The organism is Streptomyces amakusaensis, from assembly GCF_039532665.1.
GTDB classification, from domain to species: domain Bacteria; phylum Actinomycetota; class Actinomycetes; order Streptomycetales; family Streptomycetaceae; genus Streptomyces; species Streptomyces amakusaensis.
In genome coordinates this window covers 42,099-66,683 of the sequence record NZ_BAAASB010000025.1, presented here as the reverse complement: position 1 = coordinate 66,683, position 24,585 = coordinate 42,099, and the positions used below count along the sequence as shown (strand labels likewise).

General features: G+C 70.3%; 1 protein-coding gene. It reads right to left on the bottom strand.

Features of this window, described 5'->3' with window-relative positions; genetic code table 11:
* Nucleotides 1-96: 96 nt before the first annotated feature.
* Nucleotides 97-24,507, bottom strand: coding sequence for a type I polyketide synthase (locus ABD371_RS31705; RefSeq protein ID WP_344484716.1), 24,411 nt, complete (start codon nt 24,505-24,507; stop codon nt 97-99).
* Nucleotides 24,508-24,585 lie beyond the last annotated feature (78 nt).

Genomic DNA, 24,585 nt, shown 5'->3' with positions numbered 1-24,585 from the left:
CCCCTGGGGAAGTACGGAATACGTGCGGACACGGAGTCGGGCATGGATTCAGGCATGGATTCAGGCATGGAGCCGGGCATCGGATCGGTCATCAGGTCAGGCTTTTCCGAATTCGTTGTTGATGATGTCGAAGAGGTCGTCGGCGGACGCCGACTCGATTTCGAGCTCTTCGTCCTCTCCGATGGTCGCTCGTTCTGCCTTGTTCCAGTTCTGGAGGAGTGATTCGAGCCGCGCGGTGACACGGGCGCGTTCGGTGGTGTCCTCGGGCACCGACGAGAGGAGGAACTCCAGCTTGTCGATCTCCGCGAGCGCCGGGAGTCCCGGTTCGATGTCCTCGCCGAGGAGTTCGGCCCGGATGTGGGCGGCCAGCGCGGCCGTCGTCGGGTAGTCGAAGACCAGGGTGGCCGGCAGCCGCAGCCCGGTGGCGGACTTGAGTCGGTTGCGCAGTTCGACCGCGGTGAGCGAGTCGAAGCCCAGCTCCTTGAAGGCGCGCCCCGCCTCGATCGTCGCCGCGCCCTCGTGCCCGAGCACATCGGCGACCTGCGCGCGGACGAGGTCGAGCACCGCCCGTTCCGCGTCGGGGCCGCTGAGGCCCCGCAGCTCCGCCTCGAATCCGGCGGGCTCACCGGCCTCGGCGCGCCCGCCCTCCCGCTCCGCGGCGAGCGCGCGGCGCACCTCGGGAAGGTCGGCGATCAGCGGACGGGGACGGGCGGCGGTGAAGGCGGGGACGAACAGGTCCCAGTCGACGTCGGCGACCGTCAGCGCGGTCTCGTCGCCGTCCAGCGCCTGCTGGAGGGCGACGATCGCCAGCTCCGGCGACATGACGGGCAGTCCCCGGCGGCGCAGCTGCTCGGCCGCCTCGTCGTCGGCGACCAGTCCGCCCTGCCCCCACGGGCCCCAGGCCACCGAGGTGGCCTTCGCTCCCCGGTCGCGGCGCTGGTGCGCCAGCGCGTCGAGATGGGCGTTGGCCGCCGCGTACGCGCCCTGCCCGCCACTGCCCCACACACCGGCGATGGAGGAGAACAGCACGAAGGCGTCCAGCTCGGTTTTGGCCAGCAGTTCGTCCAGGTGCGCCGCGCCCGCGACCTTGGCGGCGACGACGTCGGCGACATCGGCGGGGCCGGTCTCCGCGAGCGGCGCGAACTGGCCCGCGCCCGCGGTGTGGAAGACGGCGGTGAGTCCGCTCTCCCGTCCACTCCCCCGCCCGTTCCCCCGTCCGTCCTCGGCGAGGTCCGCGAGCAAGGCGGAGACCGCGTCACGGTCGGTCACGTCACAGGCGACCGCCGTGGCGCGCCCGCCGAGCCCGGCGACCTCCGCGACCAAGGCGTCCGCACCGGGTGCGGACGGTCCGCGACGGCTCGCGAGAACCACGTGCTCCGCGCCGTTCGCCGCGAGCCAGCGGGCGACATGCGCGCCGAGCGCTCCCGTACCGCCGGTCACGAGGACCGTGCCCCGGGGCCGCCAGTGCGGGCGGCCCGCCGCGCCGCCGGAGTCGGCCGTCGCCACCGGGGCGTGTCCGATGCGCCGGACGAGCGGGCCCGCGGCCCGTATCGCGATCTGGTCCTCGTCCCCCGCGTCCGCGAGGACGGCGAGCACCCGCTCGGCGGTACGTCCGTCGAGTGTGCCGGGCAGGTCCACGAGACCGCCCCAGCGCTCGGGGTGCTCCAGCGCGACAACCCGGCCGAGGCCCCAGATCTGCGCCTGCGCGGCGCTCCTGATCCGGTCGGACGGGGTCGTCGCCACGGCTCCGGAGGTGAGGCACCACAGCGGAGCGTCGACTTCCGCGTCCCCCAGCGCCTGGACGAGCACCCCGGTCAGCAACAGCCCGGCGGGAACCGCCGGGTGGGCCGGGTGCGGGTGCTCCGCGAGCGCCAGCAGGGACAGTACGCCGTCGGCCCGGCCGCCCGCGAGCGCGTCGGCGAGCTGCTCGGCCACGGCCTCCCGGCCCCCCGTGCCGGTCCCGGTCACGGCCTCGTCGAGCGTCACCTGCCGTACGTCCACACCGTGCGCCACAAGGGCTTCGGACACGGCCCGGAGATCGTCGGCACCGGTCGCGGGCGTCACGACGAGCCAGGTCCCCGAGGGCCGGGAGACGGCCGGCTCGGTCATCGGCTTCCAGGTGACGGAGTAGCGACGGCCGTCGACCACCGACCGCTCCCGCTGCTGCCGCCGCCACGCCGACAGCGCCGGCATCAGAGCGCTCAGCGGCTGATCCGCGTCGATGTCCAGAGTCGCGGTGAGCGCGGCGAGATCCGCGTTGTCCACCGCCGCCCAGAACTGCGCGTCCACCGCCGCCGCCAGGGCCCCACCGCCGTTCTCGTCGGCCGCCGCCGCCGGGGCCTCTTCCAGCCAGTAGCGCTTGCGCTGGAAGGCGTACGTGGGCAGGTCGACGCGCTGTGCGCCGGTACCGGAGAAGTACGCGTCCCAGTCGACGGCGATGCCCCGGGTGTGGGCTTGGGCGAGCGCGGTGGTGAGGGTCTCGGTCTCGGGGCGGTCCTTGCGGAGTACGGGGAGGAAGGCCGCCGTATCCGGGTGCTCGGCACACTCCTGGGCGAGGGCGGAGAGGATCCCGTCCGGGCCGAGTTCCACATACGAGGTAACCCCGGCGGCTTCAAGGGCGCGGACGCCGTCGAGGAAACGGACGGCCTCGCGGACATGGCGTACCCAGAAGTCCGCCGAGCCCATCTCGTCCGTGACGAGGGTGCCGGTCAGGTTGGAGACGACCGGGATCGTCGGACTGCCGTACGAAAGCGTCTCGGCGATCTCGCGGAAGTCGGCGAGCATGCCGTCCATGTGCGGCGAGTGGAACGCGTGGCTCACCGTAAGACGCTTGGTCTTCCGGTCACCGAACTGCTCAGTGATCTTCGCGGCGGCGTCCTCGTCACCGGCGATGACCACGGACATCGGGCCGTTGATGGCCGCGATGCTCACCCGGTCCGTGAGGAGCGGGAGAATCTCCTCCTCCGAGGCCTGCACGGCGACCATCACACCGCCCGAGGGCAGGGCCTGCATCAACCGGCCACGTGCCGCCACCAGCGTGCACGCATCAGCCAGCGAGAACACCCCCGCCACATGCGCAGCAGCGATCTCACCGATCGAATGACCGGACAGGAAGTCCGGCTTCACCCCCCACGACTCAAGGAGCCGGAAGAGGGCCACCTCGACCGCGAACAGCGCGGGCTGCGTCACCGCCGTCTCATCGAGAGCACCGCTCTCGTCTCCGAACAGCGCTTCCTTCAACGGCAGATCGTCGGCGAACCCGGCACACACTGCGTCCAATGCGTCCGCGAACACCGGATACGCCTCGTACAGCTCACGCCCCATCCCCAGCCGCTGACTCCCCTGCCCCGTAAACAGGAAGGCGAGACCGCCGTCAGTGGCCGTGCCCTGGATCAGCCCCGGCGTCCGCTCGCCGGCCGCCAGCGCCTTCAAGGCGGTCAGGAAACCGTCCCGCTCGGTCGCCACGACCACAGCACGCCGGTCCAGCGCCGCACGCGACGTTGCCAGGGAGTACGCCACATCCGTCGGCTCAAGCAGGAGGTCGGACTCGATACGTGTCCGCAGTCGCTCGGCCTGCGCACACAGCGCCGTCTCGCTCTTGGCCGAGAGCACCCACGGCGCCCGGCCGGCCGGGCGCGACCGCTCGGTGTCCCCCGCGCCGTCCACCACGGGCGGGGCCTGCTCCAGCACGGTGTGGGCGTTCGTACCGCTGAAGCCGAACGACGACACACCCGCGCGGCGCGGACGGCCGGTCTCCGGCCACTCCACCGCCTCCGTCAGCAGCGAGATGTCGCCCGCCGACCAGTCGACATGCGGAGTCGGCTCATCGACATGCAGGGTCTGCGGAAGCACCCCGTACCGCATCGCCAGCACCATCTTCATCACCCCGGCGACACCGGCCGCAGCCTGCGTGTGACCGATGTTCGACTTGATCGAGCCCAGCCACAGCGGACGGCCCTCCATGCGCCCACGGCCGTACGTAGCCATCAGCGCCTGCGCCTCGATCGGGTCGCCCAGCCGGGTGCCCGTCCCGTGCGCCTCCACCGCGTCCACATCAGCGGCAGCCAGCCCGGCGCTGGCCAGGGCCTGACGGATGACACGCTGCTGAGACGGGCCGTTCGGGGCCGTCAGACCGTTGGACGCGCCGTCCTGGTTGATCGCCGAGCCACGCACGATCGCGAGGACCGGGTGACCATTACGCCGCGCGTCCGACAGCCGCTCCACGAGCAGCATGCCGACGCCCTCGCCCCAGCCCGTGCCATCGGCAGCCGCCGCGAACGCCTTGATCCGGCCGTCCTCGGCCAACCCACGCTGACGGCTGAAGTCGATATAGGCACCCGGCGACGACATCACCGTCACACCACCGGCGAGCGCCATGTCGCACTCACCGCTGCGCAGCGCCTGAACCGCCCAGTGCAGCGCCACCAGCGACGCCGAGCAGGCCGTGTCGACCGTGACGGCCGGGCCTTCCAGGCCGAAGGCGTACGACAGCCGGCCCGAGACCACACTCGCCGCGTTGCCCGTCCCGAGAAAGCCCTCGATGCCGTCCGGGATCGTCCGCAGCGTCGAACCGTAGTCCTGGCCGTTGGTGCCGACGAAGACACCCGCCTGGCTGCCGCGCAGGGACGAGGGGTCGATGCCCGCCCGCTCGAACGCCTCCCACGAGGTTTCGAGGAGAAGACGCTGCTGAGGGTCCATGGCGAGGGCCTCGCGCGGCGAGATCCCGAAGAAGTCGGCGTCGAACTCGGCAGCGTCGTACAGGAATCCGCCCTCACGGGCATAGAACGTGCCCTGCTTGTCAGGGTCGGGACTGTAGAGCCGGTCCAGGTCCCAGCCACGGTCGGCCGGGAACTCGCCCATGGCGTCCCCGCCGTTCATCAGCAGCTGCCAGAGGTCTTCCGGGGTGCGTACGCCACCGGGGAAACGGCAGCTCATCGCCACGATCGCGATCGGATCGTCATCGGTGGCGACCACGGCGGGAAGCAGTGTGTCAGCGACCTGTTCGGTGCCGAGCAGCTCATCACGCAGATACTCGGCGAGCGCGGCGGCCGTCGGATAGTCGAAGATCAGCGTGGCCGGCAGCCGTACACCCGTCGCCGAGCCGAGACGGTTCCGCAGTTCGACCGCCGTCAGCGAGTCGAAGCCCAGCTCCTTGAACGCCCGCTCGGCACCCACCGTGTCCGAACCCTCGTGACCGAGGACAGCGGCGACATGCGTACGGACCAGGCTCAGCAACTCCCGCCGCCGCTCAGCCTCTCCAAGCGCTGCCAGTCGCTCCGCCAGCGTGCCGGCTTCCATCACCGGCGATGCCGTATCGGCGCTCCCCCCGGCGGACCGAGGCCGGAACAGCTCCCCAAGGAAGCCACTGGGCCGCACGACCGTGAACGCGGGCGCGAACCGATCCCACTCCACATCGGCCACCAGCAGAGCCGGATCACCGGAACCAACGCTCCGGCCCAGAACCGTCAGCGCCGCGTCGGGCGACATGGGAGGCAGCCCCTCGCGTCGCATGCGTGCGTCGAGAGCGTCGTCGGCGGCCATGCCGCCGTCCGCCCACGGACCCCACGCCAGCGACGTCGCCACCAGACCATCAGCACGACGCTGCTCCGCCAAAGCATCCAGATAAGCATTCGCAGCCGCGTAGTTGCCCTGACCTGCCGCACCCACCGTGCCGCTCATCGAGGAGAACAGGACGAAGGCGTCCAGCTCGATCCCGAGTTCACCCGTCAGCTCATGCAGATGGAACGCGGAGACAGCCTTGGCGCGCAGGACGCTCTCAAACCTGTCCGGTGTCAGCGCATCGAGCACGCCGTCGTCCAGGACACCCGCCGTATGCACCACAGCCGTCAGCGAACCCGACACCGTGGACAGCAGTACACGCAGAGCGTCACGGTCAGCGGCGTCACAGGCAACGACATCCGCCTCAACACCCAGATCGGTCAGCTCCGCGACCAGCTCCACCGCGCCCGGGGCATCCATGCCCCGACGGCTCGTCAGCACCAGACGCTCAGCACCCGCACCCGCCAACCACCTGGCGACCCGACCACCCAACGCGCCCGTACCGCCCGTGACCAACACCGTGCCACCCGGCATCCACGACGACACACCCGCAGCGCGAGGAGCACGCACCAACCGCCGGCCGAACACACCCGACGAACGAACCGCGACCTGATCCTCGCCCTGAGCCTGACCGGCGAGCACCCCGACCAGGCGAGCAGCGGCGCGATCGTCCAGAACGGAGGGGAGGTCGATCAGGCCGCCCCAGCGCTCGGGGACCTCCAGAGCCGCGACCCGGCCCAGACCCCAGACACGCGCCTGAAGCGGCGACACCAACCGGTCGGAACGACCCACCGACACCGCGCCACGCGTCACACACCACAACGCCGCACCCACACCAGCGTCACCCAGCGCCTGCACCGCACACACCGTCGACACCAACCCGGACACCTCGTCCAAAGCCAGCAACGACACCACACCAGACACAGAACCGGCATCAGCCTCGGTCAGGAGACCGGCAAGCGCCTCACGATCCACACCCGGCTCAACCACCACACGCCGGACCTCAGCACCACGACCCGCCAGAACATCAACCACAGCGGAGTCATCGACACCCGCCGGCACCAACACCAGCCACACACCCGACAACCCAGCACCCGACACATCCGCCAAAGGCTTCCACGACACCCGATAACGCCAGGCATCCACCTCCGACTGCACACGCCGATCCCGACGCCACGCCGACAGAGCCGGAAGCACGCTGCTCCAAGCACTCTCGTCTTCGCCTTCGACAGTGGCGACCAGCGACTCCAGGTCTTCCCGCTCCACCGCGTCCCAGAAACGGGCGTCCAGCTCATCAGCGACAACCGGCCTCTGTGCCGCGTCAGCCGACTCAAGCCAGTAGCGCTGCCGCTGGAAGGCGTACGTCGGCAGATCGACCCGCCGCGCACCGCTTCCGGCGAAGAACGCGACCCAGTCCACAGCCACCCCGCGCACATGCGCCTGAGCAAGGACGGTGACAACCGTCTCCGCCTCGGAACGCCCCTTCCGCAGAACCGGCAGGAAGGCGGCGGCCTCAGCGTGCTCGACGCACTCCTGAGCGAGGGCGGAGAGGACCCCGTCCGGACCCAGTTCCACGTACGAGGTAACCCCGGCAGCCTCCAGTGCGCGGACACCGTCCAGGAAACGGACCGCCTCGCGGACATGGCGCACCCAGAAGTCCGCCGATCCCATCTCATCCGTGACGAGGGCACCGGTCAGATTCGAGACGACCGGAATCGTCGGACTGCCGTACGAAAGGGTCTCGGCGACCTCGCGGAAGTCGGCAAGCATCCCGTCCATGTGCGGCGAGTGGAACGCGTGGCTGACCGTAAGACGCTTGGACTTGCGGTCGGCGAACTGCTCGACCACAGCGAGAGCAGCGCTCTCGTCACCCGCGATCACCACCGACTGCGGACCATTGATCGCGGCAATGCTGACCCGATCGGTCAACAGCGGAAGGATCTCCTCCTCCGAGGCCTGGACCGCGATCATCACACCGCCCGTGGGCAGCGCCTGCATCAAACGCCCACGAGCAGCCACCAGCGTGCACGCATCAGCCAGCGAGAACACCCCCGCCACATGAGCAGCCGCGATCTCACCAATCGAATGACCGGACAGGAAGTCCGGCTTCACACCCCAGCTCTCCAGCAGCCGGAACAACGCCACCTCAACCGCGAACAACGCCGGCTGCGTCACCGCCGTCTCATCGAGAGCACCGCTCTCGTCGCCGAACAGCGCTTCCTTCAACAGCAGATCGGAAGCGAACCGAGCACACACCTCATCCAGAGCCTCGGCGAACACCGGATACACGCCGTACAGCTCACGACCCATCCCCAGCCGCTGACTCCCCTGCCCCGTAAACAGGAACGCCAACTTCCCACCCACCGGAGAACCCTCAACCACACCAGCGGCGGAACCACCACCAGCCAGCACAGCCAACCCCGCGAGGAAACCCTCACGCCCGTCAGCCACCACCACCGCGCGGTCCTCGAAGGACGCACGGCCGACCACGAGAGAGTGGGCGACGTCCAGCGGACGCGGTTCCGGTGCGGAGAGAATGTACGACCGAAGCTGGTGGGCCTGTGCCCGCAGGGCGTCTTCGCCCTTCGCGGAGAGGACCCACGGCAGGAGCGGCGGTGTGGCCGACTCGGGGGTGGCCGTGGCCGGGGCGCTCTCCGGGGCCTGCTCGATGATGGTGTGAGCGTTGGTGCCGCTGATGCCGAAGGACGACACACCCGCGCGGCGCGGACGGCCGGTCTCAGGCCACTCCACCGCCTCCGTCAGCAGCGAGACCTCACCGGCCTCCCAGTCGATCTGCGGCGAAGGCTCGTCGACGTGCAGCGTCCGGGGAAGCACCCCGTACCGCATCGCCATGACCATCTTGATGATGCCCGCGACACCGGCGGCAGCCTGCGTGTGCCCGATGTTCGACTTGATGGAACCCAGCCACAGCGGGCGCTCCGCCGACTTCTCCCGCCCGTAGGTCGCGAGCAGCGCCTGAGCCTCGATCGGGTCGCCCAGCCGGGTGCCCGTCCCGTGCGCCTCCACCGCGTCCACATCAGCGGCAGCAAGCCCGGCGCTGGCCAGGGCCTCGCGGATCACCCGCTGCTGAGACGGACCGTTCGGAGCCGTCAGACCGTTCGAAGCGCCGTCCTGATTGACCGCCGAACCACGGACCACCGCCAGCACGGGATGACCATTGCGCCGCGCGTCCGACAGCCGCTCCACCAGCAGCATGCCAACACCCTCACCCCAGCCCGTACCGTCGGCAGCCGCCGCGAAGGACTTGCAACGGCCGTCGACCGAGAGGCCGCGCTGACGGCTGAAGTCGACAAAGGTCTCGGGCGTGGACATGATCGCCACGCCGCCGGCGAGCGCCATGTCGCACTCGCCGCTGCGCAGCGCCTGGATCGCCCAGTGCAGCGCGACCAGCGAGGACGAGCAGGCCGTGTCGACGGTGACCGCCGGACCCTCCAGACCGAAGGTGTAGGCGAGCCGGCCGGAGGCGATGCTGCCCGCGTTGCCGGTGCCGATGTATCCCTCGACGCCCTCGGGCAGCTCACCGCCGTCGGCGATGCCGGTCACATAGTCGTGGTACATGACACCGGCGAAGACGCCGGTACGGCTGCCGCGCAGCGTCGCCGGGTCGATTCCGGCACGCTCGAAGGCCTCCCAGGAGGTTTCGAGGAGAAGACGCTGCTGAGGGTCCATCGCCAGCGCCTCACGCGGCGAGATCCCGAAGAAGGCGGGGTCAAAGTCGGCCGCGTCGTGCAGGAAGCCGCCTTCGCGGGTGTAGGACGTCCCCGTGTGATCCGGGTCCGGGTGGTACAGCGACTCCAGGTCCCAGCCACGGTCCGACGGGAAGGGGCTGACGCCGTCTCCGCCGGTCGCGACCAGTTGCCACAGCTCCTCGGGCGATCGCACTCCGCCCGGGAACCGGCAGCCCATGCCGACGATCACGATCGGGTCGTCGCCGGTCGGGGCGGTGGGGGGAGACACGCGCGGAGTGTGGGGTGCGGCCGTCATCGCCGCGCTCGCGGTCAGTTCCTCAAGGAGGTGCCGTGCGAGGGCGAGCGGGGACGGATAGTCGAAGACCAGTGTGGCCGAAAGTCGTAGACCGGTCTCCGTCTTCAGGACATTGCGCAGCTCGACGGCCGTCAGCGAGTCGAAGCCCAGCTCCTTGAAAGCTCGCTCCGCCTCGATGGCCTGCGCGCCCGTATGACCGAGGACTTCGGCCACCCGCGCGCACACCAGGTCAAGCAGCACGTCCTCACGCTCGGCGGCGGGCAGGCCCAGCAGCCGTGCCGCCAGCGGTGAAGCGCCGCCGGATGCCGTGCCCGATTCGACCACTCGGCGCGACGGCACCCGTACCAGGCCGCGCAGCAGCGCGGGAACCTCGCCGGCCGACACCGCCTGCGCACGCAGTACGGCGAGATCCAGCCGCATCGGGAGAAGTACCGGGGTGTCCACCGTCATCGCGGTGTCGAAGAGCGCCAGGCCCTCGTCCCCGGAGAGAGCGCCGACACCGTCGCGGGCGATACGCCGCAGGTCGACCTCGTCGAGGCGCTGGGCCATGCCGCCTTCCTGCGGGGCCCAGAGGCCCCAGGCCAGCGCCGTGCCCGGCAGGCCCTCGGCCCGGCGGCGCTCGGCGAGGGCCTCCAGGAAGGCGTTCGCCGCCGCGTAGTTGGCCTGTCCCGCCGCGCCGAAGGCCGCGGCGGCCCCCGAGAACAGGACGAACGCCGACAGTCCGAGGCCCCGGGTCAGCTCATGCAGATTCCACGCCGCGTCCACCTTCGGCCGCAGCACCGCCGTCACTCGCTCGGCGGTCAGGGAGGCGAGCACACCGTCGTCCAGTACGCCCGCCGTGTGCACCACGGCCGACAGCGGATGTTCGGCGGGCACCGTCTCAAGGAGTGCGGTGAGCGCGTCGCGGTCGGCCAGGTCACAGGCCGCGACGGTGACAGCCGCGCCAAGGCCGGTCAGTTCTTCATACAGATCGGTCGCGCCAGGAGCCTCCGGGCCTCGACGGCTGGTGAGCAGCAGCCGCTTCGCTCCGTACGCCGTCACCAGATGGCGGGCGAACAGCCGGCCCAGGGTGCCGGTGGCACCCGTCACCAGGACGGTGCCGTCGGCCGCGCCGAGGACGTCCGGCCGCTCGTCGGAGGCGTGCGCCGAAGGAACCCGGGTCAGGCGCGGCACACTGATCTCACCGGCGCGGATCGCGGACTCCGGTTCCCCGGACGCCAGCGCGGCGGGTACGGCGGCGATCGAGGCCGTGTCCTCGTCGAGGTCGATCATGACCAGCTGGCCGGGGTTCTCCGACTGCGCCGAGCGCAGCAGGCCCCGGACCGCGCCGCCCGCGAGATCCCGCACGCCGGTTTCGGCGGCCGTGGCCACGGCGCCCGAGGTCAGCCACACCAGTGGGGTACCGGCGAACCGCTCGTCCGCCAGCAACACCTGCGTCAGCGACAACGCGCGCTGAACAGCCGCATGCGTCGAAGCGGCCGACTCATCGTCCGACATGTCGACAAAGGGTACGAAGACGGCTTCGGGCAGTTCTTCGCCCTCCGCCAGCATCGCGCCGAGCGCCGCGACGTCCATGTACTCCGACACCTCTGCTCCGGCCCCGGCCAGCCCGAACACGTCCGGGCCCAGCACGGCCCAGCGCCGGCCCTGAGCCGTGGCGTCCGCCGCCTGGGCCGGGGCCGGGACAGCGCCGCCCGTCAGCGGCGTCCACTCCACCCGGAACAGCGACTCCAGGTGCCCGCCGTCGGCCGCGCGGATCTGGTCGGCCGACGCGGTACGGAGGGTGAGCGACCGCACGGACGCCACCGGGCGGCCGTTCTCGTCCGCGACACACAGCGCGAGGGTGTGCGGATCGCCGGGCGAGTGCTCGGTCAGCCGCATGCGCAGCGAGGACGCCCCCACCGCGTACAGCGAGACCCCGGCCCACGCGAACGGCAGCAGGGCTCCGGCCGTGGTGCGGTCGGAGACTCCGTGGCCGATCGCGTGCAGACCGGCGTCCAGCAGGGCGGGATGCAGCCCGAACCTGGCGGCCTCACGCCGGGCGTCACCCGGCAGGGCGACCTCGGTGAACAGTTCGCCGTCCCGCCGCCATGCGGCCTTCAGCCCCTGGAACAGCGGCCCGTACGCGACACCACCGTCCGTCAGCTCTTCATACAAATCCTGGACATCCACCGGGTCGGCCCCGGCGGGCGGCCACTCGGCCGCCAGCTCGCCGAACCCTTCGGACAGCTCCTCCCGTACGCCGGACGCCAGCACACCGGAGGCGTGACGCGTCCACGGCTCCTCCGCCAGGGCGTCCTGCCTGCGGGAGTGAACGCTGAACGGCCGCTGCCCGGGGCCGCTGGGAGCCTCCACGACAAGCTGGAGCTGCACTCCGCCGCGTTCGGGGACGACGAGCGGCGCTTGCAGCGTCAGCTCTTCCACCGTGTCGCAGCCGACCTGGTCAGCAGCGCGGATCGCCAGATCGACAAAGGCGGTGCCCGGCAGCAGAGCGCTGCCGAGGATGGCGTGGTCCGCGAGCCAGGGGTGCGTCTCCAACGACAGCCGGCCCGTGAAGAGCAGCCCCTCCGAGTCGGCGAGCGCGACCGCCGCACCCAGCAGCGGATGCCCGGCCTCACCGAGCCCGATCGCCGCCGGGTCACCCATGTCCGCGAGAGCCGCCGCGCTGGGCCAGTACCGCTGCCGCTGGAAGGCGTACGTCGGCAGCTCCACGCGCCGCGCACCGGCACCGGCACCGGCACCGGCGAAGAACGCGGGCCACTCCACGGTCACCCCGCGTACATACGCCCGCGCGACAGCGGCGACGACCGTCTCCACCTCGGGGCGACCGCCGCGCAGCGCCGCGGCGAATGCGCCGCCGTCACCGACCACACAGTTCTGCGCCATGGCCGAGAGCACGCCGTCGGGGCCGAGTTCGAGGTAGGTGGTGACCCCGGCGGCTTCGAGGACGCGTATGCCGTCGAGGAAACGGACGGCTTCACGGACGTGGCGTACCCAGAACTCGGCGGTCGACATGTCGTCGCCGACCAGTGCACCGGTCAGGTTGGAGACGATCGGGATCGTCGGGCTGTCGTACGAGAGTCCCTCGGCGACTTCGCGGAAGTCGGCGAGCATGCCGTCCATGTGCGGCGAGTGGAACGCGTGGCTGACCGTCAGGCGCTTGGTCTTCCGTTCCGGGAACCGCTCGACCACGGCGAGAGCGGCGCTCTCGTCACCCGCGATCACGACCGACGTCGGGCCGTTGATCGCGGCGATGCTCACGCGGTCCGTGAGGAGCGGGAGGATCTCCTCCTCCGAGGCCTGGACGGCGATCATCACGCCACCCGTGGGCAGCGCCTGCATCAGGCGACCACGCGCCGCCACCAGGGTGCAGGCATCCTCCAGCGAGAACACCCCCGCCACATGCGCAGCCGCGATCTCACCGATCGAATGACCGGACAGGAAGTCGGGGCGTACGCCCCAGCTCTCCAGGAGCCGGAAGAGGGCAACCTCCACAGCGAACAGCGCGGGCTGAGTGACGGCCGTCTGGTCGAGAGCACCGCTCTCGTCGCCGAACAGTGCTTCCTTCAACGGCAGATCGGAAGCGAACTGGGCACACACCGCGTCCAACGCGTCCGCGAAGGCCGGATACGCCTCATACAGCTCACGGCCCATCCCCAGCCGCTGACTCCCCTGCCCAGTGAACAGGAAGGCAGTACGGCCGTCGCTCACCGTACCGGCGGTGATCCGGGGTGAGGTCTCGCCGTCGGCCAGGCTCGTGAGTACGTCCGTGAGTTCCTGGGGACCGGCGGCGGTCAACACCGCGCGGTGGTCGAGGTGAGCACGGGAGGTGGCAAGCGAGAAGGCCAGATCAAGTGCGTCGAAACGGCCCGTCTCGGCGATGGTCTCCAGGTGTGTCCGGAGCGCCGTCGCCTGGGCACGCAGGGCCTCCGGGCTCTTCGCGGAGAGGACGTACGGGAGGGTCCCGGCCGTGGGGACGGCGGATGCCGGGGCCTGCTCGGCGTCGGCATCCGGGGCCTGCTCGATGATGGTGTGCGCGTTGGTACCGCTGATACCGAACGAGGAGATGCCCGCGCGGCGCGGACGGCCGGTCTCCGGCCACTCCGTCTGCTCGGTCAGCAGGGAGATGTCACCGGTCGACCAGTCGACATGAGGAGTCGGAGCGTCGACGTGCAAAGTCTGCGGCAGCACCCCGTTCCGCATCGCCAGCACCATCTTGATGATGCCCGCGACACCCGCCGCGGCCTGCGTGTGACCGATGTTGGACTTGATGGAGCCCAGCAGCAGCGGACGGTCCTCGGACCGGCCCTGGCCGTAGGTGGCGAGGAGCGCCTGTGCCTCGATCGGGTCACCGAGCCGGGTGCCCGTGCCGTGCGCCTCCACCGCGTCCACATCCGTGGTCGAAAGCCCGGCGCTCGCCAGCGCCTGACGGATCACGCGCTGCTGCGAAGGCCCGTTCGGAGCCGTCAGCCCGTTCGACGCGCCGTCCTGGTTGACCGCCGAGCCACGGACCACCGCGAGGACCGGGTGACCGTTCTTCCGGGCATCGGAGAGCCGCTCCACGAGCAGCATGCCAGCACCCTCGCCCCAGCCCGTACCGTCGGCCGCCGCCGCGAACGCCTTGATACGACCGTCCTCGGCGAGGCCGCGCTGACGGCTGAAGTCAATGAAGTTCTCGGGCGTGGACATGACGGTGACACCACCGGCCAGCGCCATCGTGCACTCGCCGTTACGCAGCGACTGAATCGCCCAGTGCAGCGCGACGAGCGACGACGAGCAGGCCGTGTCGACCGTGACCGCCGGACCCTCCAGGCCCAGGGCGTAGGAGACCCGGCCGGACATGACGCTGCCCGCGTTGCCGGTACCCAGATGGCCTTCCAGGCCGTCCTGTTCGCGGGTGATGAGGGAGAGGTAGTCCTGGCCGTTGGTGCCGACGAAGACACCGGCCTGGCTGCCGCGCAGGGACGAGGGGTCAATGCCCGCCCGCTCGAACGCCTCCCAGGAGGTTTCAAGAAGGAGACGCTGCTGAGGGTCCATCGCCAGCGCCTCGCGCGGCGAGATCCCGAAGAAGGCGGGGTCGAAGTCCGCAGCCCCCTCGAAGAAGCCGCCTTCGCGGGTGTAGGTCGTGCCCGGCTGGTCGGGGTTCGCGCTGTAGAGCCGGTCCAGGTCCCAGCCACGGTCGGCCGGGAACTCGGCGACGGCATCGGTACCGTCCGCGAGAAGCCGCCAGAGGTCTTCCGGGGTGCGTACGCCGCCAGGGAAGCGGCAGCTCATCGCCACGATCGCGATCGGATCGTCATCGGTGGTGACCACGGCGGGAAGCAGCGTGTCAGCGACCCGCACACTGCCCACCAGCTCACCGCGCAGATACTCCGCGAGAGCCGCCGACGTCGGATAGTCGTAGATCAACGTGGCCGGGAGGCGCAGTTCGGTCGCCGCGCCCAGCCGGTTCCGCAGCTCGACCGCCGTCAGCGAGTCGAAGCCCAGCTCCTTGAACGCCCGCTCCGCACCGACCGCATCCGAACCCTCGTGACCGAGAACAGCCGCGACATGCGTACGCACCAACCCCAGCAGCTCACGCTCCTGCTCAACGAGTGCGAGGGCGGACAGCCGCCCGGCGAGGGAGAGCGAACGGTCGGAGTCCGACTCGTGTGCCGTCTGGGCACGGGAGTGCGCGACGCGGGTCTCGCGGACTTCGCGCAGCTGGGCGAACAGCTCGCTCGGCCGTCCGGCGGTAAAGCCCGAGAGGAATCGATCCCATGCGACATCAGCCACGGTGAGAACCGCGTCATCGCCTCCCACGGCCTGGCTGAGCGCCGTGATCGCACGGCCCGCCGGCATCGGCGGCACTCCATCGCGGCGCATGCGTGCGTCGAGAGCGTCGTCAGCGGCCATGCCACCGTCCGCCCACGGACCCCACGCCAGCGACGTCGCCACCAGACCATCAGCACGACGCTGCTCCGCCAAAGCATCCAGATAGGCATTCGCAGCCGCGTAGTTGCCCTGACCGGCCGCACCCACCGTGCCGCTCATCGAGGAGAACAGGACGAAGGCGTCCAGCTCGATCCCGAGTTCACCCGTCAGCTCATGCAGATGCAGAGCCGAAACAGCCTTGGCGCGCAGGACGTTCTCAAACCTGTCCGGCGTCAGCGCATCGAGCACACCGTCGTCCAGGACACCCGCCGTATGCACCACAGCCGTCAGCGAACCCGCAACGGTTGACAGCAGTACACGCAGAGCGTCACGGTCGGCGGCGTCACACGCCACCACCTCAGCCTCAACACCCAGCCCGGCCAGCTCCGCGACCAGCTCCGCAGCCCCGGGAGCGTCCATGCCCCGACGGCTCGTCAGCACCAGACGCTCAACCCCAGCACCCGCCAACCACCTGGCGACCCGACCACCCAAAGCACCCGTACCGCCCGTGACCAGCACCGTGCCACCCGGCACCCAGCCCACAGCACCCGCAGCACGAGGAGCACGCACCAGACGTCGGCCGAACACACCCGACGAACGAACCGCGACCTGATCCTCACCCCGGCCCCGACCCGCGAGCACCCCCACCAGACGAGCAGCCGCACGATCATCCAGAACAGCCGGGAGGTCGATCAGGCCGCCCCAGCGCTCGGGAACCTCCAAAGCAGCCACCCGGCCCAGACCCCACACACGCGCCTGAAGCGGCGACACCAAACGGTCAGAACGGCCCACCGACACCGCGCCACGCGTCACACACCACAGCGGGGCCACAACACCAGCGTCACCCAGTGCCTGCACCGCACACACCGTCGACACCAACCCGGACACCTCGTCCAAAGCCAGCAACGACACCACACCAGACACAGAACCGGCATCAGCCTCGGCCAGCAGAGCCGTCAGCGACTCACGATCCACACCCGGCTCAACCACCACACGCCGGACCTCAGCACCACGACCCGCCAAAGCGCCAACCACAGCAGAGTCATCGACACCCGCCGGCACCAACACCAGCCACACACCCGACAACCCAGCCCCCGACACATCCGCCAAAGGCTTCCACGACACCCGATAACGCCAGGCATCCACCTCCGACTGCACACGCCGATCCCGACGCCACGCCGACAGAGCCGGAACCAACTCCCCGAGCGACTCCTCACCCACACCCAGCTCAGCAACCAGAGACGAGAGATCCTCACGCTCCACCGCATCCCAGAACCGAGCATCCACCGCATCGACCACACCGCTGACGGATGCGATGCCCGACAGGGCCGCCTCCGGCCAATAGCGCTGCCGCTGGAAGGCATAGGTGGGCACATCGACTCGGCGGGTACCGGTGCCGGCGAAGTACGCCTCCCAGTCCACCACGATGCCGCGCGTGTACATCTGGGCGAGAGCCGTGACGACCGTCTCCGCCTCGGAGCGGCTGCCACGCAGTACGGGCGCGAAAGCAGCGTCCGTACGCTCGGCGCAGTCCTGGGCGAGGGCGGAGAGGATCCCGTCCGGGCCGAGTTCCACGTACGAGGTGACCCCGGCAGCCTCCAGCGCACGGACACCGTCGAGGAAACGCACCGCCTCGCGGACATGGCGCACCCAGAAGTCCGCCGAGCCCATCTCGTCCGTGACCAGGGCACCGGTCAGGTTCGAGACGACCGGAATCGCCGGACTGCCGTACGAAAGCGTCTCGGCGACCTCGCGGAAGTCGGCGAGCATCCCGTCCATGTGCGGCGAATGGAACGCGTGACTCACCGTAAGACGCTTCGACTTACGGTCGGCGAACTGCTCGACCACGGCGAGAGCAGCGCTCTCGTCACCCGCGATCACGACCGACCGCGGACCATTGATCGCCGCGATGCTCACCCGGTCCGTGAGGAGCGGAAGGATCTCCTCCTCCGAGGCCTGGACCGCGATCATCACACCACCCGTGGGCAGCGCCTGCATCAAACGCCCACGAGCCGCCACCAGCGTGCACGCATCAGCCAGCGAGAACACCCCCGCCACATGAGCAGCCGCGATCTCACCAATCGAATGACCAGACAGGAAGTCGGGACGCACGCCCCAGCTCTCCAGCAGCCGGAACAACGCCACCTCAACAGCGAACAACGCCGGCTGCGTCACCGCCGTCTCATCGAGAGCACCGCTCTCGTCGCCGAACAGCGCTTCCTTCAACAGCAGATCGGAAGCGAACTGGGCGCATACCGCGTCCAACGCGTCCGCGAACACCGGATACGCCTCGTACAGCTCACGGCCCATCCCCAGCCGCTGACTCCCCTGCCCCGTGAACAGGAAGGCGAGTCCTCCGTCAGTGGTCGTGCCCTCGGTAAGGCCGGGAGCCTGACGGCCGGCGGCGAGGTCGCGCAGGGCTGAAGTAAGGGTGTCGCGGTCGCCGAGAGTGGCGACGAGGACCGCGCGGGTCTCCAGCGGGGCGCGGCCGGTGGCCAAGGAGTGGGCGATGTCACCGACGGTGGCGGTCGGGTGGGCCGTCAGGAAGGAAGCGAGGCGCTCGGCCTGGGCGCGGAGGGCTGTGGTGTTCCGGGCGGAGAGGACGAGGGGCAGTGCCGGCGGGGTGGTGCCGTTCTGGGGGTTCTCCGCGTCGGCCGTTGCGAGTGCGGGTGCCTCTTCGATGATGGTGTGGGCGTTGGTGCCGCTCAGGCCGAAGGACGACACGCCCGCGCGGCGCGGTCGGCCGGTCTCCGGCCACTCCACCGCCTCCGTCAGCAGGGAGATGTCACCGGTCGACCAGTCGACATGAGGAGTCGGAGCGTCGACGTGCAAAGTCTGCGGCAGCACCCCGTACCGCATCGCCAGCACCATCTTGATGATGCCCGCGACACCGGCAGCCGCCTGCGTGTGCCCGATGTTCGACTTCACCGAGCCCAGCAGCACCGGCTGACCGGCCGGGCGGCCTTGGCCGTACGTGGCGAGCAGGGCCTGTGCCTCGATCGGGTCACCGAGCCGGGTGCCCGTGCCGTGCGCCTCCACCGCGTCCACATCAGCGGCGGACAGACCGGCGCTGGCCAGGGCCTGGCGGATGACGCGCTGCTGGGAAGGACCATTCGGGGCGGTCAGACCGTTGGACGCGCCGTCCTGGTTGATCGCCGAGCCACGGACCACGGCGAGGACCGGGTGGCCCTTGGCGCGGGCATCGGAGAGGCGCTCCACGAGCAGCATGCCGACGCCCTCGCCCCAGCCCGTACCGTCGGCAGCCGCCGCGAACGCCTTGATCCGACCGTCCTCGGCAAGACCACGCTGACGGCTGAAGTCAATGAAGGCATCGGGTGTGGACATGACGGTGACACCACCGGCCAGCGCCACTGTGCACTCGCCGTTGCGCAGCGACTGAACGGCCAGGTGGAGCGCGACGAGCGACGATGAGCAGGCGGTGTCGACGGTGATCGCCGGGCCTTCGAGGCCGAACGCGTAGGAGATCCGTCCGGATACCACGCTCGCGGCGTTGCCCGTGCCGACATGGCCTTCGAGGCCGTCCGCTTCGCGCGCGACCAGGGAGAGATAGTCCTGGCCGTTGGTGCCGACGAAGACACCCGCCTGGCTGCCGCGCAGGGACGAGGGGTCGATGCCCGCCCGCTCGAACGCCTCCCAGGAGGTTTCAAGAAGGAGACGCTGCTGAGGGTCCATCGCCAGCGCCTCACGCGGCGAGATACCAAAAAGGTCCGCGTCGAAGTCGGCGGCTTCGTAGAGGAAGCCGCCTTCGCGGGTGTAGGTCGTGCCCGGCTGGTCGGGGTTCGCGCTGTAGAGCCGGTCCAGTTCCCAGCCACGGTCGGCCGGGAACTCGGCGACAGCGTCCCCACCGTTCACCAACAGCTGCCAGAGGTCTTCCGGGGTGCGTACGCCACCGGGGAAGCGGCAGCTCATCGCCACGATCGCGATCGGATCGTCATCGGTGGTGACCACGGCGGGAAGCAGCGTGTCAGCGACCCGCACACTGCCCACCAGCTCACCGCGCAGATACTCCGCGAGAGCCGCCGACGTCGGATAGTCGTAGATCAACGTGGCCGGGAGGCGCAGTTCGGTCGCCGCGCCCAGCCGGTTCCGCAGCTCGACCGCCGTCAGCGAGTCGAAGCCCAGCTCCTTGAACGCCCGCTCCGCACCGACCGCATCCGAACCCTCGTGACCGAGAACAGCCGCGACATGCGTACGCACCAACCCCAGCAGCTCACGCTCCTGCTCGGCCTCGGTCAGCCCGGCCAGCTGTCCGACCACGGTGCCCATGACGTCAGCGCCCGTGACCACCGCGCCTCGGCCGGTGACGGCGGCCGCGCCCTCGGCACCGGTGACGAAGTCGGCGATCAAGGGCTGAGGGCGCACTGCCGTGACGATGGACGCGAAACGGTCCCAGTCGATGTCAGCGACGGTCAGAGCGGCATCTGAGGAACCGACGGCCTGCTCAAGCGCGGTGATCGCGGAGTCGGGCGACATGGGGGGCATGCCCTCACGGCGCATGCGTGCGTCGAGAGCGTCGTCGGCGGCCATGCCGCCGTCCGCCCACGGACCCCACGCCAGCGACGTCGCCACCAGACCATCAGCACGACGCTGCTCCGCCAAAGCATCCAGATAAGCATTCGCTGCGGCATAGTTGCCCTGACCGCCCGCGCCGAGAACTCCTGTGACGGAGGAGAAGAGGACGAAGGCGTCCAGCTCGATACCGAGTTCGCCCGTCAGCTCATGCAGATGCAGGGCCGAGACAGCCTTGGCGCGCAGGACGTTCTCAAACCTGTCCGGGGTCAGCGCATCGAGTACGCCGTCGTCCAGGACACCCGCCGTATGCACCACAGCCGTCAGCGAACCCGACACCGAGGACAACAGCGCACGCAGGGCATCGCGGTCGGCGGCGTCACACGCCACGACATCCGCCTGAACACCCAGATCGGCCAGCTCCGCGACCAGCTCGACAGCCCCCGGGGCATCCAGGCCCCGACGGCTCGTCAGCACCAGACGCTCAGCACCCGCGCCCGCCAACCACCTGGCGACCCGACCACCCAACGCGCCCGTACCGCCCGTGACCAACACCGTGCCACCCGGCACCCAGCCCACAGCACCCGCAGTACGAGGAGCACGCACCAGACGTCGGCCGAACACACCCGACGAACGAACCGCGACCTGATCCTCGCCCTGAGCCTGACCGGCGAGCACCCCGACCAGGCGAGTAGCGGCGCGATCGTCCAGAACAGCGGGGAGGTCGATCAGGCCGCCCCAGCGCTCGGGAACCTCCAGAGCAGCCACCCGGCCCAGACCCCACACACACGCCTGAAGCGACGACACCAACCGGTCGGAACGACCCACCGACACAGCGCCACGCGTCACACACCACAACGCCGCACCCACACCAGCGTCACCCAACGCCTGCACCACACACACCGTCGACACCAGCCCGGACACCTCGTCCAAAGCCAGCAACGACACCACACCAGAAACAGAACCGGCATCAGCCTCAGCCAGCAGAGCCGTCAGCACCTCACGATCCGCACCCGGCTCAACCACCACACGCCGGACCTCAGCACCACGACCCGCCAAAGCGCCAACCACGGTCGAGTCATCGACACCCGCCGGCACCAACACCAGCCACACACCCGACAACCCAGCACCAGAAACCTCACCCAACGGCTTCCACGACACCCGATAACGCCAGGCATCCACCTCCGACTGCACACGGTGCCTGCGACGCCACGCCGACAGAGCCGGGATCAGCTCGCTGATGGATGCGTCGCTGTCCACATCCAGCTCGGCGGCGAGGCCGGCGACGTCCTCGTGCTCGATCGCGTCCCAGAAGGCGCGGTCGGCCGGGTCGGCGGCGTGGGTGGTGGGGCCGGAGGCGGTGGGGCGCGAGTCCATCCAGTAGGAGGCGCGCTGGAAGGCGTACGTCGGGAGATCGACGCGCCGCGCGCCGGTACCGTCGAAGAGCGCCTGCCAGTTCACGGCGGCTCCCCGGACATGGGCCCGGGCGACGGCGGTGAGGAGGGTGTCCTGCTCGGCGCGGCCGAGGATCAGGGCGGGGACGAAGGCGGTGGCGGACGTGTCCACGCAGTCCTGTGCCATGGCGGTGAGGACCGCGCCGGGGCCGAGTTCGAGGAAGGTGCCGACGCCGCTCTCCGAGAGGGTCCGCATGCCATCGAGGAAGCGGACGGCTTCACGGACGTGGCGCACCCAGTACTCGGGGGAGCACAGCTCGTCGGCGCTCGCGCCGCGCCCGGTGAGGAGGGAGACGACGGGGATGGTGGGTGCCGAGTAGTCGAGGAGCTGCGCCACCCGGAGGAATTCCGCCAGCATGCCGTCCATGTGCGGCGAGTGGAACGCGTGACTGACCGTAAGGCGCTTGGTCCTCCGGCCCTGGGCCTCGAAGGACGCCACGATGGCGGTCGCCGCGTCCTCGTCGCCTGCGATCACGACCGACTGCGGACCGTTGATCGCGGCGATGCTCACGCGATCGGTCAGCAGCGGGAGAATCTCTTCCTCCGAGGCCTGGACGGCGACCATCACGCCACCCGAAGGCAGCGCCTGCATCAAACGCCCACGAGCCGCCACCAGCGTGCACGCGTCCTCCAGCGAGAACACCCCCGCCACATGAGCAGCCGCTATCTCACCGATCGAATGACCGGACAGGAAGTCGGGACGCACACCCCAGCTCTCCACCAGCCGGAACAGCGCCACCTCGACCGCGAACAGCGCGGGCTGGGTGTAGGCGGTCTGGTGGAGGAGGGCGGCCTCCTCCGTGTCCTCGTCGGCGAAGAGGACGTCGAGAAGGGGGAGTTCCAGCTGATCGTCGAGGTGCCAGCACGCGTCGTCGAGCGCGTCGGCGAAGACGGGGTACGCCTCGTACAGCTCGCGGCCCATCGCGAGCCGCTGGCTGCCCTGGCCGGTGAAGAGGAGGGCGAGCTTGCCCGGGGCGGGCGCGCCCTGGACGAGGGCCGGGGTCTGGGCCGGGGTCCGGGTGTCCTCGGCGAGGGCGTCGAGGCCGCGCAGCAGTGTCTCGCGGTCGTCGCCGAGGACGACGGCGCGGTGGGCGAAGACGCCTCGGGTGGCGGCCAGTGAGTGGCCGATGTCGGCGGCCGAGGCAGTGGCCTCGGGTTCCGTTTCGACGTGGGCGCGGAGCCGGCGGGCCGCCGCGCGCAGGGCTTCCGGGGTCTTGGCGGACAGGGCCCAGGGGAGAAGCGCTCCCGTGCCGGTACCGGTGTCGGCACCCGGCTGGTCGTCGTCGCCCCGGAGGGGGTTCCGGGCGGCGGCGTCCTCGGCGTCCGGCTCTTCGATGATGGCGTGGGCGTTGGTGCCGCTCATGCCGAACGAGGAGACGCCGGCCCGGCGCGGGCGGTCGCCTGCGGGCCACTGGCGTGCCTCGGTGAGCAGCGAGACCGCGCCGGACTCCCAGTCGACATGGGGGGTGGGCGCGTCGACGTGCAGGGTCTTCGGGAGGACTCCGTGCCGCATCGCCATGATCATCTTGATGATGCCCGCGACTCCGGCGGCGGCCTGGGTGTGGCCGATGTTCGACTTGAGGGAGCCGAGCCAGAGCGGGCGGTCCTCGGGGCGGTCCTGGCCGTAGGCGGCGAGCAGGGCCTGTGCCTCGATCGGGTCGCCGAGCTTGGTTCCGGTGCCGTGCGCCTCGACTGCGTCGACGTCTTCGGCGGTCAGGCGCGCGTTGGCCAGGGCCTGGCGGATGACGCGCTGCTGGGAGGGTCCGCTGGGGGCGGTGAGTCCGTTGGACGCGCCGTCCTGGTTGATGGCGGAGCCGCGTACGACGGCGAGGACCTGGTGGCCGTTGGCGCGCGCGTCGGAGAGCCGCTCGACGAGGAGCATGCCGACGCCCTCGCCCCAGCCGGTGCCGTCGGCGGCGGCGGCGAAGGGCTTGCAGCGGCCGTCGGCTGCGAGGCCGCGCTGACGACTGAAGGAGACGAACGAGCCGGGGCTCGCCATGACGGCGGCTCCGCCGGCGAGGGCGAGGGAGCATTCGCCGGTACGCAGCGCCTGTACGGCGAGGTGGAGGGCGGCCAGCGAGGAGGAGCAGGCGGTGTCGACGGTGACCGTCGGGCCCTCGAATCCGAAGGTGTAGGCGATACGGCCGGAGGCGACGCTCGCCGCGTTTCCGGTGACGAGGTATCCCTCGAATCCGTCGACCGCGTCCTCAAGCCGGGGACCGTATTCCTGGGTCTCGACGCCGACGAAGACGCCGACCTGGCTGGCGTGTGCGGCAGTCGGGTCGACACCCGCCCGCTCGAATGCCTCCCAGGAGGTTTCGAGGAGAAGTCGCTGCTGCGGATCCATGGCGAGCGCTTCGCGCGGGGAGACCCCGAAGAATGCCGCGTCGAATTGGTCGGCGTCGTGGAGGAATCCGCCCTCGCGGGTGTAGCTCGTACCGGACTTGTCGGGGTCGGGGTCGTACAGCGCGTCGAGGTCCCAGCCGCGGCCCGTGGGGAATTCGGAGATGGCGTCGGCGCCGGCCGCGACGAGGTCCCAGAGGGCTTCGGGGGTCTGGACGTCGCCGGGGAAGCGGCAGCCGATGCCGACGATGGCGATGGGTTCGTCACTGCCGAGGGCGGCGGTGACGGGCGGGCCGGCGGGGCCGGTCAGGCCGAGGATCTCGCCGTGCAGCCGGCGGGCGAGAGCGGCGGGGGTGGGGTGGTCGAAGGCGAGGGTGACGGGCAGTCGCAGTCCGGTCCCGGCGGTGATCCTGCTGTGCAGGTCGACGGCGGCGAGCGAGTCGAAGCCCAGTTCCAGGAAGGGGCGGTGGGGGTCGAGCGTGGCGGGGGCGGCGTCCCGGAGTGCGGCGGAGACCAGCGAGGTGACCCATTCCAGCAGCGCGGCGTGCTGTTCGGTCTCGGCGAGGCCGGTCAGCCGGCGCTGCCACGATGTCTGTCCCTCGCCGCCGGCGTCCCGGGTTCCCTCAGTGGTTCCTTCGGCGGTTCCCTCGGCCCCGGAGGCGACATTGATTTCGGCTGCGAAATCCTGGGACTCGTTCAACATCGCGCGCTCCATACCCCCGGAATGAGAATCCAAGACCAGAGGTAACCCTTCCATGGGAAAGGGGTGGGAAAAACCCCT